This is a genomic window from Enterobacter sp. ENT02 (assembly GCF_019219165.1).
GTDB classification, from domain to species: domain Bacteria; phylum Pseudomonadota; class Gammaproteobacteria; order Enterobacterales; family Enterobacteriaceae; genus Enterobacter; species Enterobacter mori.
In genome coordinates this window covers 376,486-389,599 of sequence record NZ_JAHUWD010000001.1, presented here as the reverse complement: position 1 = coordinate 389,599, position 13,114 = coordinate 376,486, and the positions used below count along the sequence as shown (strand labels likewise).

General features: G+C 52.7%; 13 protein-coding genes. 10 read left to right on the top strand and 3 right to left on the bottom strand.

The window, feature by feature from the left end; translation table 11 throughout:
* Window positions 1-15: 15 nt before the first annotated feature.
* Window positions 16-267: a YciN family protein gene (locus KW829_RS01690; protein WP_010431772.1), complete on the bottom strand. Its 252-nt coding sequence runs from the start codon at window positions 265-267 to the stop codon at window positions 16-18.
* Window positions 268-666: 399 nt separating this feature from the next.
* Here KW829_RS01690 and topA point away from each other — a divergent pair, with 399 nt between their 5' ends.
* The 5 genes from topA to acnA all read left to right on the top strand — a co-directional run bounded on the left by topA (window position 667) and on the right by acnA (window position 8,156).
* Window positions 667-3,264: a type I DNA topoisomerase gene (gene topA / locus KW829_RS01685; protein WP_218307474.1), complete on the top strand. Its 2,598-nt coding sequence runs from the start codon at window positions 667-669 to the stop codon at window positions 3,262-3,264.
* A gap of 188 nt (window positions 3,265-3,452) precedes the next feature.
* Window positions 3,453-4,427: an HTH-type transcriptional regulator CysB gene (cysB, locus tag KW829_RS01680; RefSeq protein ID WP_010431770.1), complete on the top strand. Its 975-nt coding sequence runs from the start codon at window positions 3,453-3,455 to the stop codon at window positions 4,425-4,427.
* Window positions 4,428-4,764: 337 nt separating this feature from the next.
* Window positions 4,765-4,905: a YmiA family putative membrane protein gene (locus tag KW829_RS01675; RefSeq protein WP_218307473.1), complete on the top strand. Its 141-nt coding sequence runs from the start codon at window positions 4,765-4,767 to the stop codon at window positions 4,903-4,905.
* Window positions 4,906-5,217: 312 nt separating this feature from the next.
* Window positions 5,218-5,316, top strand: a complete 99-nt coding sequence (ymiC, locus tag KW829_RS22895; protein ID WP_042713577.1) for a small membrane protein YmiC — start codon at window positions 5,218-5,220, stop codon at window positions 5,314-5,316.
* Between the two features lie 164 nt (window positions 5,317-5,480).
* Window positions 5,481-8,156 carry an aconitate hydratase AcnA gene (acnA, locus tag KW829_RS01670; RefSeq protein ID WP_010431764.1) on the top strand — a complete coding sequence of 892 codons (2,676 nt, stop codon included), beginning with the start codon at window positions 5,481-5,483 and terminating at the stop codon, window positions 8,154-8,156.
* Window positions 8,157-8,192: 36 nt separating this feature from the next.
* Here acnA and ribA read toward each other — a convergent pair whose 3' ends face one another.
* Complete coding sequence (gene ribA / locus KW829_RS01665) at window positions 8,193-8,783, bottom strand: GTP cyclohydrolase II (RefSeq protein WP_010431761.1); 591 nt, start codon at window positions 8,781-8,783, stop codon at window positions 8,193-8,195.
* 197 nt (window positions 8,784-8,980) lie between these two features.
* Between ribA and pgpB the strand changes: the two genes are divergently transcribed.
* The 5 genes from pgpB (at window position 8,981) to yciH (ending at window position 12,631) form a co-directional block, all read left to right on the top strand.
* On the top strand, window positions 8,981-9,748 hold the full coding sequence (gene pgpB / locus KW829_RS01660) for a phosphatidylglycerophosphatase B (protein ID WP_029485098.1): 768 nt from the start codon (window positions 8,981-8,983) through the stop codon (window positions 9,746-9,748).
* Between the two features lie 148 nt (window positions 9,749-9,896).
* Window positions 9,897-10,205 (top strand): LapA family protein, encoded by a 309-nt coding sequence (locus KW829_RS01655; RefSeq protein ID WP_010431755.1) that lies wholly within the window; start codon window positions 9,897-9,899, stop codon window positions 10,203-10,205.
* Between the two features lie 6 nt (window positions 10,206-10,211).
* Window positions 10,212-11,381 carry a lipopolysaccharide assembly protein LapB gene (lapB, locus tag KW829_RS01650; protein ID WP_120158299.1) on the top strand — a complete coding sequence of 390 codons (1,170 nt, stop codon included), beginning with the start codon at window positions 10,212-10,214 and terminating at the stop codon, window positions 11,379-11,381.
* Between the two features lie 186 nt (window positions 11,382-11,567).
* A complete protein-coding gene (gene pyrF / locus KW829_RS01645; RefSeq protein WP_089600668.1) occupies window positions 11,568-12,305 on the top strand; it encodes an orotidine-5'-phosphate decarboxylase in 738 nt (245 codons plus the stop codon).
* Window positions 12,305-12,631, top strand: a complete 327-nt coding sequence (yciH, locus tag KW829_RS01640; RefSeq protein ID WP_010431741.1) for a stress response translation initiation inhibitor YciH — start codon at window positions 12,305-12,307, stop codon at window positions 12,629-12,631. The genes pyrF and yciH overlap by 1 nt, the downstream gene beginning before the upstream one ends.
* A 102-nt stretch (window positions 12,632-12,733) precedes the next feature.
* Here the strand turns inward: yciH and osmB are convergent, their stop codons facing one another.
* A complete protein-coding gene (gene osmB, locus KW829_RS01635) occupies window positions 12,734-12,952 on the bottom strand; it encodes an osmotically-inducible lipoprotein OsmB (RefSeq protein WP_010431738.1) in 219 nt (72 codons plus the stop codon).
* Between the last annotated feature and the right edge of the window lie 162 nt (window positions 12,953-13,114).

Sequence of the window (13,114 nt, the reverse complement as noted above, 5' to 3'; positions counted from 1 at the left end):
GCCTCGCGTTTTGCATTAATCGATCAGGTGATATTTCTCTGAGAGCGTATGCGCCAGGTATTTAAACATGTTGAATACCGCGGTGCTTTTCGGGGTGGGTAAACCCTGTTCATCAAGGAAATATTCACCGCTGAAAACAAGCACGCCGTTACGCTGTTCCACGCCAGTGGCCTCAATGCCCGCCAGGGTGTCTTCATGATCGCGAATGAGTTTATTTGCTTCAATAAGCAGAGACGCTCGGTCAATAGGTTGGGTCGTACTGTGCATAATCCACTCCTTAAACAATGACAGTAGTTTACGCCCGGGGCGCGTTGGGGGCAAATTTTCCCTGTAATCTGAGAGGGTAAGGTGAAGGGGTCTGGCTGGCATGATTTGCTTTTGCATGCTAATAAAGTTGCGTAACGAATTTTATCAGGTACAGTGTGCGCTTTCGTCATTCTGGCAACAGAATTGCTTGACATTCGACCGGGAATTCGTCACGAATTATATTAAGTGCGAGAAAAATACCCGATAAGTCAATAACCTGGATGTTATCTTTCTGACGTCCGGTAAGACAAAGGGGTTGATATCCCCTGGCGCAGTCGCAATATCAATGGCTCGTCGTCAGCGGAAGGGAAATCAACGTGCGGCGTATTCCTGGAAGAATTAAATTAGGTAAAGGTGAATATGGGTAAAGCTCTCGTCATCGTTGAGTCCCCGGCAAAAGCCAAAACGATCAATAAGTATCTGGGTAATGACTACGTGGTTAAGTCCAGCGTCGGTCATATCCGCGATTTGCCGACCAGTGGCTCAGCCAGCAAAAAGAGCGCAGACTCTACCTCCACCAAAGGGGCTAAAAAGCCTAAAAAGGATGAACGTAGCGCGCTTGTCAACCGCATGGGTGTTAACCCATGGCATAACTGGGATGCACAATATGAAGTGCTGCCAGGTAAAGAAAAAGTCGTTAACGAGCTGAAGCAGCTTGCTGAAAAAGCAGACCACATCTATCTCGCAACCGACCTTGACCGCGAAGGGGAAGCCATTGCCTGGCACCTGCGGGAAGTGATCGGGGGTGACGACAAACGCTACAGCCGTGTAGTGTTTAACGAAATTACTAAGAATGCGATTCGTCAGGCGTTTGAGAAGCCGGGCGAACTGAACATTGACCGTGTAAACGCGCAGCAGGCACGTCGCTTTATGGACCGTGTCGTGGGCTACATGGTTTCGCCACTGCTGTGGAAAAAGGTTGCGCGTGGTCTGTCCGCCGGTCGTGTGCAGTCCGTAGCCGTACGTCTTGTCGTCGAGCGCGAACGCGAAATTAAAGCCTTCGTCCCGGAAGAGTTCTGGGAAGTTGACGCCAATGTGACTACGCCGGGCGGTGACGCTCTGCCGCTGCAGGTCAGTCATCACAACGACAAACCTTTCCGTCCTGAGAACCGTGACCAGACTATGGCTGCGGTGGCGCTGCTGGAAAAAGCACGTTATCAGGTGCTGGATCGCGAAGATAAACCGACCAGCAGCAAGCCTGGTGCGCCGTTTATCACCTCAACGCTGCAGCAGGCGGCGAGCACGCGTCTGGGTTACGGCGTGAAGAAAACCATGATGATGGCGCAGCGCTTGTATGAAGCGGGTTACATCACTTACATGCGTACTGACTCCACCAACCTGAGCCAGGACGCTGTTAATATGGTCCGCGGCTATATCAGTGACAATTTCGGCATAAAATACCTGCCGGAAAGTGCGAATCAGTACGCCAGCAAAGAGAATTCCCAGGAAGCGCACGAAGCAATTCGTCCTTCTGACGTCTCCGTCCTCGCGGAATCGTTAAAAGATATGGAAGCGGATGCGCAGAAGCTGTATCAGCTGATCTGGCGCCAGTTTGTCGCCTGTCAGATGACGCCTGCGAAATACGACTCCACAACGCTGACCGTCGGCGCGGGTGATTTCCGCCTGAAGGCGCGCGGTCGTATTCTGCGCTTCGATGGCTGGACCAAAGTGATGCCTGCGCTGCGTAAAGGCGATGAAGACAGAACGCTGCCTGCGGTTAATAAAGGTGACGAGTTGTCGCTTGTCGATCTGGTTCCGGCGCAGCACTTCACCAAGCCGCCTGCACGCTTCAGTGAGGCCTCGCTGGTTAAAGAGCTGGAAAAACGCGGGATCGGTCGTCCGTCGACCTATGCGTCGATCATTTCGACCATTCAGGATCGTGGCTACGTCCGTGTTGAAAACCGTCGCTTCTACGCTGAAAAAATGGGTGAGATTGTCACCGACCGTCTGGAAGCCAACTTCCGCGAGTTGATGAACTACGACTTCACCGCGCAGATGGAAGACAGCCTCGATGAGGTTGCCAGCCACAAGGCGGAGTGGAAGAAGGTTCTCGACAGCTTCTTCAGCGACTTTACCGACCAGCTTGAGAAAGCCGAGAAAGACCCTGAAGAGGGCGGCATGCTGCCTAACCAGATGGTCCTGACCAGCATTGACTGTCCAACCTGTGGCCGCAAGATGGGTATCCGTACCGCAACCACGGGTGTGTTCCTGGGCTGCTCCGGTTACGCGCTGTCGCCGAAAGAGCGCTGCAAAACCACTATCAACCTGGTACCTGAGAACGAAGTGCTCAACGTGCTGGAAGGTGACGATGCAGAAACCAACGCCCTGCGCGCCAAGCGTCGCTGTCAGAAATGCGGCACAGCGATGGACAGCTACCTGATCGATCCTAAACGTAAACTGCACGTCTGCGGTAATAACCCGACCTGCGACGGATATGAGATCGAAGAAGGTGAGTTCCGCATTAAGGGCTATGACGGCCCGATCGTTGAGTGCGAGAAGTGCGGTTCTGAAATGCACCTGAAAATGGGGCGCTTCGGTAAGTACATGGCGTGCACTAACGACGACTGTAAAAACACGCGTAAAATTCTGCGTAACGGTGAAGTGGCTCCTCCGAAGGAAGATCCGGTTCCGCTACCAGAGCTGCCGTGTGAGAAGTCAGATGCTTACTTTGTGCTGCGTGACGGTGCTGCCGGCGTGTTCCTGGCGGCCAACACCTTCCCGAAATCACGTGAAACGCGTGCGCCGCTGGTGGAAGAGCTGTATCGCTTCCGCGATCGCCTGCCGGAAAAACTGCGCTATCTGGCCGACGCGCCACAGCAGGATCCAGAAGGCAACAAGACCGTAGTGCGTTTTAGCCGTAAAACGAAGCAGCAGTACGTGGCTGCGGAGAAAGAGGGTAAAGCGACCGGCTGGTCGGCGTTCTTTGTTGACGGCAAGTGGGTTGAAGGCAAGAAATAATCTTCACTTACCGTAACTTACCTGTGAAAGGGCCGGATTTCCGGCCCTTTTTTATTACGTTGTTATTATTTTTTGTTACGTACTATACAGTCAGGCTATAAATGATATAGTGGTTATAGTTAACCCTTTTCTTATTATCAAATCGTCTTAAGCGATTGACCCGCGTGCGCTAAATCGGATGGTCTGGCATGAAATTACAGCAGCTTCGTTATATTGTTGAGGTGGTGAATCACAACCTTAATGTCTCTTCTACCGCTGAGGGGCTTTATACCTCGCAGCCAGGCATCAGCAAACAGGTTCGCATGCTGGAGGATGAGTTAGGCATCCAGATTTTCGCCCGTAGCGGTAAGCACCTCACACAGGTGACGCCAGCCGGGCAGGAAATTATTCGGATTGCGCGGGAAGTGCTTTCCAAAGTCGATGCGATTAAATCTGTGGCGGGGGAGCATACCTGGCCAGACAAAGGCTCGCTCTACATCGCAACCACCCACACGCAGGCGCGTTATGCGCTGCCAGGCGTCATTAAAGGCTTTATCGAGCGTTATCCCCGCGTCTCTTTGCATATGCACCAGGGCTCTCCGACGCAAATTGCTGAAGCGGTCTCCAAGGGCAATGCGGACTTTGCCATCGCGACGGAAGCTCTTCATCTTTATGACGATCTGGTGATGTTGCCGTGCTACCACTGGAACCGCTCCATTGTCGTGACGCCCGACCACCCGCTGGCGGGGAAAGGTTCGGTGACGATCGAAGAGCTGGCGCAATATCCGCTCGTGACATACACGTTCGGCTTTACCGGGCGTTCTGAGCTTGATACGGCATTCAACCGCGCGGGCTTAACGCCGCGAATCGTCTTTACCGCAACCGACGCCGATGTGATTAAAACCTATGTACGTCTGGGACTGGGGGTAGGGGTGATTGCCAGTATGGCGGTTGACCCGGTTTCCGACCCGGATCTGGTACGCCTTGATGCGCATGATGTCTTCAGCCATAGCACGACCAAGATTGGCTTCCGCCGCAGTACTTTCCTGCGCAGCTATATGTATGATTTTATTCAACGCTTCGCCCCGCATTTAACCCGCGACGTGGTTGATACCGCCGTTGCTTTGCGCTCAAACGAAGATATCGAAGAGATGTTTAAAGACATCAAACTTCCTGCCAAATAATCACTCCCGGTATCTTTCCCCTGCGGAGAGATACCGAAATAACCTCTCAAACCTAAATCAGAATTATCATCATCTGCACTTTAGTGCCATATAATGTCAGTATCCATTAAGACTGTGTGGTTTTAATGTCGCGAATTGGCGACAAAAGTAGAAAGTATTTTACGCCTTCGCAAATATTTCTTTTCAATTATTTATTTCTGGTCAAAAGATTGAATATTCGCGGGAAGAGATACGTAAATTCACTGGCTTTTCGGCTAAAGTTTCTTTAGGATTTATCTCATCAGATGATTAATTGTACCAATTGTTTGGTCCTAAAATGATAAGCGATGTCGATTGTATGAGGTTAGCAATGCCTTCAGGAAGTGAAGAACCGCAAAGGGATCCTGCGCTCAAGCGTAAAGCCTGGCTGGCGGTCTTTCTCGTCTCTACCCTGTTTTGGGTGGTGGTTGCTCTCCTGGCCTGGAGATATTGGGGTTGAATATGGCAGTGACGGTACGTTCTGAAACGCTAAAACCAATGTGTCAACACCGTGACAACGGGCACAAAGCTCGCAAAGCACCTGCGACTACCGTACCTGCGTCCTGGAAGCTGACAGCACAGCAGCAAGCATTTATTGATGTGTTCGCGGAAGACGAACCCAAAAAACAATAATTTAGTTTTTTTGCGTAATGATGCAAATAGTCTGAATAAAGACTCTGTGCTTTTGTACTCTTTAATAAATACACATCAGCAATATAGACCTGAGGGCTGACCTCGGAATCTTTAATAATTAAAGCCTGGTGCCCCTATGATGAATAACATGACAACTCTCAAATACTGGTCATGGATCGGCGTTTTTTCCGTGTCGATTCTCTTCTGGTGTCAGCTTATCTGGCTGGCTATCCACTAAATGCTAAAACCTCGCTGCGGCGGGGTTTTTTGTTTTTATGCTTCACCAGAACCTTCCTGGATTTATCAATTTGGGTTGTTATCAAAACGTTACGACATCTTTGTGTTATCTTTAATTACGGCCCTGATGATTGTCAGGGTTTCCCTGTGATTAAGGAGGAGCTTATGTCGTTAACCCTACGCGAAGCCAGTAAGGATACGTTGCAGGCAGAAAATAAAACCTGGCATTACTATAGCTTGCCGCTGGCAGCCAACACGCTTGGAGACATTTCGCGGTTACCCAAGTCGTTGAAAGTTTTACTGGAAAACCTCCTGCGCTGGCAGGATGAAGATTCTGTCACCGCCGAGGACATTCACGCTCTGGCAGGATGGCTCAAGGATGCCCATGCTGACAGAGAAATAGCCTATCGCCCGGCAAGGGTCCTGATGCAGGATTTCACCGGCGTACCTGCCGTCGTTGATTTAGCCGCCATGCGTGAAGCGGTAAAACGTCTGGGTGGCGATACGGCAAAAGTGAATCCACTTTCCCCCGTCGATCTGGTTATTGACCACTCGGTGACCGTTGACCATTTTGGCGATGATGATGCGTTTGGTGAGAACGTGCGTCTGGAGATGGAGCGTAATCATGAACGCTATGTTTTCCTGAAGTGGGGACAGCAGGCTTTCAGCCGCTTCAGCGTTGTTCCACCGGGCACCGGCATCTGTCACCAGGTGAATCTCGAATATCTTGGCAAAGCCGTCTGGAGCGAATTACAGGATAAGGAATGGGTCGCTTACCCGGATACGCTGGTTGGTACGGATTCCCATACCACCATGATCAACGGCCTGGGCGTTTTGGGCTGGGGTGTCGGCGGCATCGAAGCGGAAGCGGCGATGCTTGGGCAACCTGTCTCCATGCTCATTCCTGATGTCGTCGGTTTCAAACTAACAGGTAAGCTCTCAGAAGGGATTACCGCCACGGACCTGGTGTTGACGGTTACCCAGATGCTGCGTAAGCATGGCGTGGTTGGCAAGTTTGTTGAATTCTACGGCGACGGACTTGATTCATTGCCGCTGGCGGATCGCGCCACTATCGCCAATATGGCGCCGGAATATGGCGCAACCTGCGGCTTTTTCCCAATCGATAATGTCACGCTGGAATATATGCGTCTGAGTGGTCGCAGCGAAGAACAGGTGGCGCTGGTCGAGGCCTACACCAAAGCGCAGGGCATGTGGCGCAATCCCGGGGATGAACCGGTCTTTACCAGCACGCTGGCGCTGGATATGGGCGCGGTTGAAGCGAGTCTGGCGGGGCCAAAACGGCCTCAGGATCGCGTTGCCCTGAACGATGTGCCAAAGGCGTTTGCGGCCAGCAATGAGCTGGAAGTGAATACGGCACAAAAGGATCACCGTCCGGTCGACTATGTCATGAACGGGCATCAGTATCAGCTCCCTGATGGTGCTGTGGTCATCGCCGCAATTACATCCTGCACCAATACCTCCAACCCAAGCGTACTGATGGCCGCCGGGCTGCTGGCGAAAAAAGCGGTGGAGCTGGGCCTCAAGCCTCAGCCATGGGTGAAAGCCTCTCTCGCGCCGGGCTCCAAAGTGGTTTCCGATTATCTTGCGCAGGCCAGGTTGACCCCGTATCTGGATGAACTGGGTTTTAACCTGGTTGGCTATGGCTGTACCACCTGTATCGGTAACTCCGGTCCGCTACCGGAACCGATTGAAGTGGCTATCAAGCAGGGCGATTTGACCGTTGGCGCAGTGCTTTCGGGCAACCGAAACTTTGAAGGTCGTATTCATCCGCTGGTCAAAACCAACTGGCTGGCGTCACCGCCGCTGGTCGTGGCTTACGCGCTGGCCGGGAATATGAACATCAACCTGGTTACCGATCCGATTGGTCACGATCGCAGGAACGAGCCGGTCTATCTGAAAGATATCTGGCCGTCGTCGCGAGAAATTGCCCGTGCGGTAGAAAAAGTGTCGACCGAAATGTTCCGCAAAGAGTATGCGGAGGTGTTTGAAGGCACGCCGGAATGGAAAGCCATCAACATCGTCGGCTCGGATACCTATGACTGGCAGGATGATTCAACCTATATCCGCCTGTCGCCATTCTTCGATGAAATGCTGGCTGAGCCTGCGCCGCTTCAGGATATCCACGGCGCGCGCATTCTCGCGATGCTGGGGGATTCTGTCACCACGGACCATATCTCACCGGCGGGAAGCATCAAAGCCGATAGCCCGGCTGGACGCTATCTGCAAAGCCGGGGTGTAGAACGCCGTGATTTTAACTCCTATGGTTCTCGCCGGGGCAACCATGAAGTGATGATGCGCGGGACGTTTGCCAACATTCGTATCCGTAATGAAATGGTGCCGGGTGTGGAAGGCGGCATGACGCGTCATCTGCCGGGAACGGAGGTCGTTTCCATTTATGATGCGGCCGTCAAATACCAGCAGGAAGGCACGCCGCTGGCGGTCATTGCCGGGAAGGAGTACGGATCTGGCTCAAGCCGCGACTGGGCAGCAAAAGGGCCGCGCCTGCTCGGGGTTCGGGTGGTCATCGCCGAATCGTTCGAACGTATTCACCGCTCGAATCTGATCGGGATGGGGATCCTGCCACTCGAATTTCCACAGGGCGTCACCCGTAAAACGCTGGGCCTGACCGGGGAGGAGCAGATTGACATTAGCGGTCTGCAAAATCTGCAGCCGGGTAAAACGGTTCCCGTGAAGTTAACGCGGGCAGATGGGAAGATTGAGGTGCTGGAATGCCGTTGCCGCATCGATACGGCAACAGAGCTGACCTATTACCAGAACGACGGCATTTTGCACTATGTGATCCGTAAGATGCTGGATTGAAAGAAAACGCCCGGCTTTACGGCCGGGCTTTCAGGATTACTCGCTGAGCAGATGGCCCATTTTCGCGGCTTTGGTGTCGAGGTAGTGCGCGTTTTTCGGGTTACGTCCTACAATCAGCGGCACGCGTTCGACGATGTTGATCCCCGCCTCGGTCAGAATTTCGACCTTTTTAGGGTTATTGGTCAACAGACGCACTTCATCCACGCCCAGCAGCTTGAACATATCTGCACACAGGGTGAAATCGCGTTCGTCAGCGGCAAAGCCCAGCTGGTGGTTGGCTTCTACCGTGTCGTAACCCTGGTCCTGTAGCGCATAAGCGCGGATTTTATTCAGCAGACCAATATTACGCCCCTCCTGACGGTGATACAGCAGCACGCCACGGCCTTCTTCCGCAATGTGCGAGAGGGCGGCTTCGAGCTGGAAACCGCAGTCACAGCGCAAGCTGAACAGCGCATCGCCGGTCAAACACTCTGAATGTACGCGGGACAGCACCGGCGTCTGCCCTGCAATGTCGCCATAGACCAGCGCGACGTGATCTTGTCCGGTTGCCAGTTCTTCAAAACCCACCATCAGGAAATCGCCCCATGGGGTTGGCAGTTTGGCTTCTGCCACACGTTTAAGCTGCATGTGATTCTCCAGAATCGGCTGACACGTTTCGTGCCGTCTGCCTGTTTGGCTTTCTCTATCTGTTCATTTTGCCACAAGCTCCTCAAGTTCGCCTAATCACCACCATGCTATACGCGCGTTAAACGCACGATCCGACATATCCACCACATCGATGAATTTCAGTTATGATTGTGGTGCTTAGCATAAAAGGAGAAGACATGCTTTCAATCGCCAGACGAACGGCAGCGGGTGCGGCCGTACTACTTGTGATGCCTTTGGTTGTATGGTGCTCCGGCTGGATGTGGCAGCCGGGCCAAAACGCCATGTGGCTGAAAACGTTATACTGGATCACGGAAACGGTGACACAGCCGTGGGGGATCATCACGCATGTTCTTCTCTGCGCCTGGTTCCTGTGGTGCCTGCGTTTTCGTCTTCGCGCAGCGCTGGTGTTATTTGCTATCCTCGGCGGGGCCATTCTGGTGGGGCAGGGCGTAAAATCCTGGGTTAAAGATCGTGTACAGGAGCCGCGTCCTTTCGTCATCTGGATGGAAAAAACGCACCATGTGCCAGTAGATGAGTTCTACACTTTAAAACGTAAAGATCGCGGTGCGCTGGTAAAAGAGCAGCTTGCAGAACAAGAGGATATTCCGGCATTTTTGCGTAAACACTGGCAAAAAGAGACCGGTTTCGCGTTTCCTTCCGGGCACACGATGTTTGCCGCAAGCTGGGCGTTACTCGGCGTCGGGTTATTGTGGCCGCGGCGCCGGACGGTCACTATTGCGATTCTGTTAGTCTGGGCAACCGGCGTGATGGGGAGCCGTTTACTGCTGGGGATGCACTGGCCGCGTGATTTAGTCGTGGCCACGCTGATTTCCTGGCTGCTGGTAACGTTAGCCACCTGGCTTGCCGAACGATTCTGTGGGCCGCTGACGCCGCCACCGGAAGAGAAGGAAGAAATCGCCGAGCGCGAGCAAAGCGGTGTCTGAAGGTTGATTTTCCGTATTTTGCCCATAAATCCATGACGGGCGCGCAACTTTTTCCGTTTCGCCCCCGTCACTAAAATGGTAGTTTATAAGGCTGATTGCGGTGAGTTGAACAGACTTTATTCGCTTGAACCACATAACGGGAAGTCATGTGAAATATTTACTCATTTTCTTACTGGTGTTGGCGATTTTTGTTATTTCCGTCACCTTAGGTGCGCAAAACGATCAGCAGGTGACCTTTAACTATCTGCTTGCACAGGGCGAGTACCGGGTATCGAGCCTGCTCGCGGTCCTTTTCGCCGCCGGTTTTATCATCGGCTGGCTGGTGTGTGGTCTCTTCTGGCTTAAAGTTCGTGTTTCGCTTGTGCGCGCTGAACGTAAAATCAAACGCCTTGAACATCAAATTGCGCCCGCGACTGACATTCCGGAGAGTTCTGGTGTGCCGGTAGCCAAGGAATAATCGAATATGCTGGAGTTGTTGTTTCTGCTTTTGCCTGTAGCCGCAGCCTATGGCTGGTATATGGGCCGCAGAAGTGCGCAACAAACAAAACAGGATGAGGCCAACCGACTCTCCCGCGACTATGTAGCGGGGGTGAACTTCCTCCTGAGCAATCAACAGGATAAAGCGGTTGATCTGTTCCTTGATATGTTGAAAGAGGATACGGGCACCGTAGAAGCGCATCTCACCCTGGGCAACCTGTTCCGCTCGCGCGGTGAGGTTGATCGCGCTATTCGTATTCACCAGACGCTGATGGAAAGCGCGTCGTTAACCTACGATCAACGCTTGCTGGCCGTTCAACAGCTGGGACGTGATTACATGGCGGCGGGGCTGTACGACCGTGCCGAAGATATGTTCACCCAATTGGTTGATGAGACCGACTTCCGTATCAGTGCGCTCCAGCAGTTACTGCAGATTTACCAGGCGACCAGCGAATGGCAAAAAGCCATAGATACAGCCGAACGTCTGGTGAAGCTTGGCAAAGATAAGCAACGCGTAGAAATTGCTCACTTCTATTGCGAACTGGCGCTTCAGCAAATGGGCAACGACGACATGGATAAAGCCATGGCACTGCTGAAGAAAGGCGCCGCTGCGGATCGCAACAGCGCACGAATCTCCATCATGATGGGGCGCGTCTTTATGGCGAATGGCGACTACGCCAAAGCCGTTGAAAGCCTGTTGCGGGTTATCGACCAGGATAAAGAGTTGGTCAGTGAAACGCTGGAAATGCTGCAAACCTGCTATCAACAGCTCGACAAGCAGGATGAGTGGGTAGCATTCCTGCGTCGTTGCGTGGAAGAAAATACTGGCGCCACCGCTGAACTGATGCTCTCAGACGTTGTTGAGCAGTATGAGGGAAGCGACACCGCGCAGGTTTATATTACGCGTCAGCTGCAGCGTCATCCGACCATGCGGGTGTTCCATAAGCTGATGGATTACCACCTGAACGACGCAGAAGAAGGGCGTGCCAAAGAGAGCCTGATGGTGCTGCGCGATATGGTCGGCGAGCAGGTACGCAGTAAGCCGCGCTACCGCTGCCAGAAGTGCGGTTTTACTGCCTATACGCTGTACTGGCACTGTCCTTCGTGCCGCGCCTGGTCAACCATCAAGCCGATTCGTGGTCTTGACGGGCAGTAATTTTTTAAAACGCCTCATTTTAGTTACAACATACTGTTGGGTTTTTGTCACTGAGTCAGCACCGTGCAATTTTTCGGTCAGGCAGGAAAGGAAATCGATTCTGTCAATTTCCACCGCTGGCAGGTAGAATGCTGGCCGTTTATCTGTTCCGCGCCGCTGCGCGCCCATAGACGAAAAGGGCTGGTCATGACGTCTGTTACTTCCTCCGCTTCCCGCGTAATTACTGATTCTCCTGTTGTTGTTGCGCTTGATTATAATAACCGCGACACCGCGCTGGCCTTTGTTGATGGTATCGATCCGCGAGATTGCCGTCTGAAAGTTGGCAAAGAGATGTTTACGCTGTTTGGTCCGCAAATTGTCCGCGATCTTCAGCAGCGTGGGTTTGACGTTTTCCTGGACCTGAAATTCCATGATATTCCCAACACCACTGCGCATGCCGTCGCTGCAGCAGCCGAGCTTGGTGTGTGGATGGTCAACGTCCATGCATCGGGTGGGGCGCGTATGATGACCGCCGCGCGCGAGGCGCTGGTGCCCTTCGGCAAAGATGCACCGCTCCTGATTGCGGTCACCGTGCTGACCAGCATGGATGAATCTGACCTGCGCGATCTTGGCGTGACGTTGTCACCTGCTGAGCAAGCTGAACGTCTGGCTCGTCTGACGCAAAACTGTGGTCTCGATGGGGTAGTCTGTTCAGCCCAGGAGGCGGTGCGCTTCAAATCCGAACTGGGCCAACAATTTAAGCTTATCACGCCGGGTATTCGTCCCGCGGGCAGTGAGGTTGGCGATCAGCGCCGCATTATGACGCCAGAGCAAGCGTTGGCTGCAGGTGTAGATTATATGGTGATCGGCCGTCCCGTTACGCAATCTGCGGATCCGGCGCAGACGCTAAAAGCGATCAACGCGTCATTGAAAAAGGGTGCCTGATGAGCGATTCCAACAGCCGCCTGGTCTACTCCACCGGCACCGGGCGTATCGATGAGCCAAAAGAGAAAGCTGAACGTCCTAAAGGTGATGGCATCGTGCGCATCCAGCGTCAGACCAGTGGTCGCAAGGGCAAGGGAGTGTGCCTGATTACCGGTATCGATCTGGATGATGCGGAGCTGGCTAAACTGGCCGCAGAATTAAAAAAGAAATGCGGCTGCGGCGGTGCCGTGAAAGATGGCGTGATCGAAATTCAGGGCGACAAACGCGATTTAATTAAAACGCTGCTCGAAGCCAAAGGAATGAAAGTTAAACTGGCGGGTGGCTAAATTAAAAGAGCCACGGCGTTAACCGTGGCTCTTTATACGTGTGTAAGTCAGACCTGAAAAATACTGAATATATTATTAGACCGGTGAGAGCCGTTATGGTGATTATTTGCCCACCTGGTGACCGATAATGCCGCCGACAGCAGCACCACCTAATGTACCCAGCGTACTACCATCCGTTAATACCGCACCACCAAGAGCACCGGCACCCGCACCAATCGCGGTGTTACGGTCACGTTTAGACCAGTTAGAGCAGGCGCTCAGGGACATAGCTACTGTAATTGCCAGAACAGCGGCAGCGATTTTTTTGCTGGTAAAGGTCATAATACTTTCTCCTGAATTATCGATTCACGGAAAGAAGTGCACTTTAAGTATAGACAATAGTCATACTTAAATTCTGTTTTCCATGAAAGCTAGTCGCGCAGGTGTTACGTAATCACGCAAGTGATAGTCACTTCCTGTTATATCGCTAATAATAATTTTACC

What these genes read in the sequence shown, in the direction of transcription:
- pgpB (WP_029485098.1), top strand. Translation starts at nt 8,981, where the DNA reads ATGCTTTCAATCGCCAGACGAACGGCAGCGGGTGCGGCCGTACTACTT.
- acnA (WP_010431764.1), top strand. Translation starts at nt 5,481, where the DNA reads ATGTCGTTAACCCTACGCGAAGCCAGTAAGGATACGTTGCAGGCAGAA.
- osmB (WP_010431738.1), bottom strand. Translation starts at nt 12,952, where the DNA reads ATGACCTTTACCAGCAAAAAAATCGCTGCCGCTGTTCTGGCAATTACA.
- pyrF (WP_089600668.1), top strand. Translation starts at nt 11,568, where the DNA reads ATGACGTCTGTTACTTCCTCCGCTTCCCGCGTAATTACTGATTCTCCT.
- KW829_RS01675 (WP_218307473.1), top strand. Translation starts at nt 4,765, where the DNA reads ATGAGGTTAGCAATGCCTTCAGGAAGTGAAGAACCGCAAAGGGATCCT.
- topA (WP_218307474.1), top strand. Translation starts at nt 667, where the DNA reads ATGGGTAAAGCTCTCGTCATCGTTGAGTCCCCGGCAAAAGCCAAAACG.
- lapB (WP_120158299.1), top strand. Translation starts at nt 10,212, where the DNA reads ATGCTGGAGTTGTTGTTTCTGCTTTTGCCTGTAGCCGCAGCCTATGGC.
- cysB (WP_010431770.1), top strand. Translation starts at nt 3,453, where the DNA reads ATGAAATTACAGCAGCTTCGTTATATTGTTGAGGTGGTGAATCACAAC.
- ymiC (WP_042713577.1), top strand. Translation starts at nt 5,218, where the DNA reads ATGAATAACATGACAACTCTCAAATACTGGTCATGGATCGGCGTTTTT.
- yciH (WP_010431741.1), top strand. Translation starts at nt 12,305, where the DNA reads ATGAGCGATTCCAACAGCCGCCTGGTCTACTCCACCGGCACCGGGCGT.
- ribA (WP_010431761.1), bottom strand. Translation starts at nt 8,783, where the DNA reads ATGCAGCTTAAACGTGTGGCAGAAGCCAAACTGCCAACCCCATGGGGC.
- KW829_RS01690 (WP_010431772.1), bottom strand. Translation starts at nt 267, where the DNA reads ATGCACAGTACGACCCAACCTATTGACCGAGCGTCTCTGCTTATTGAA.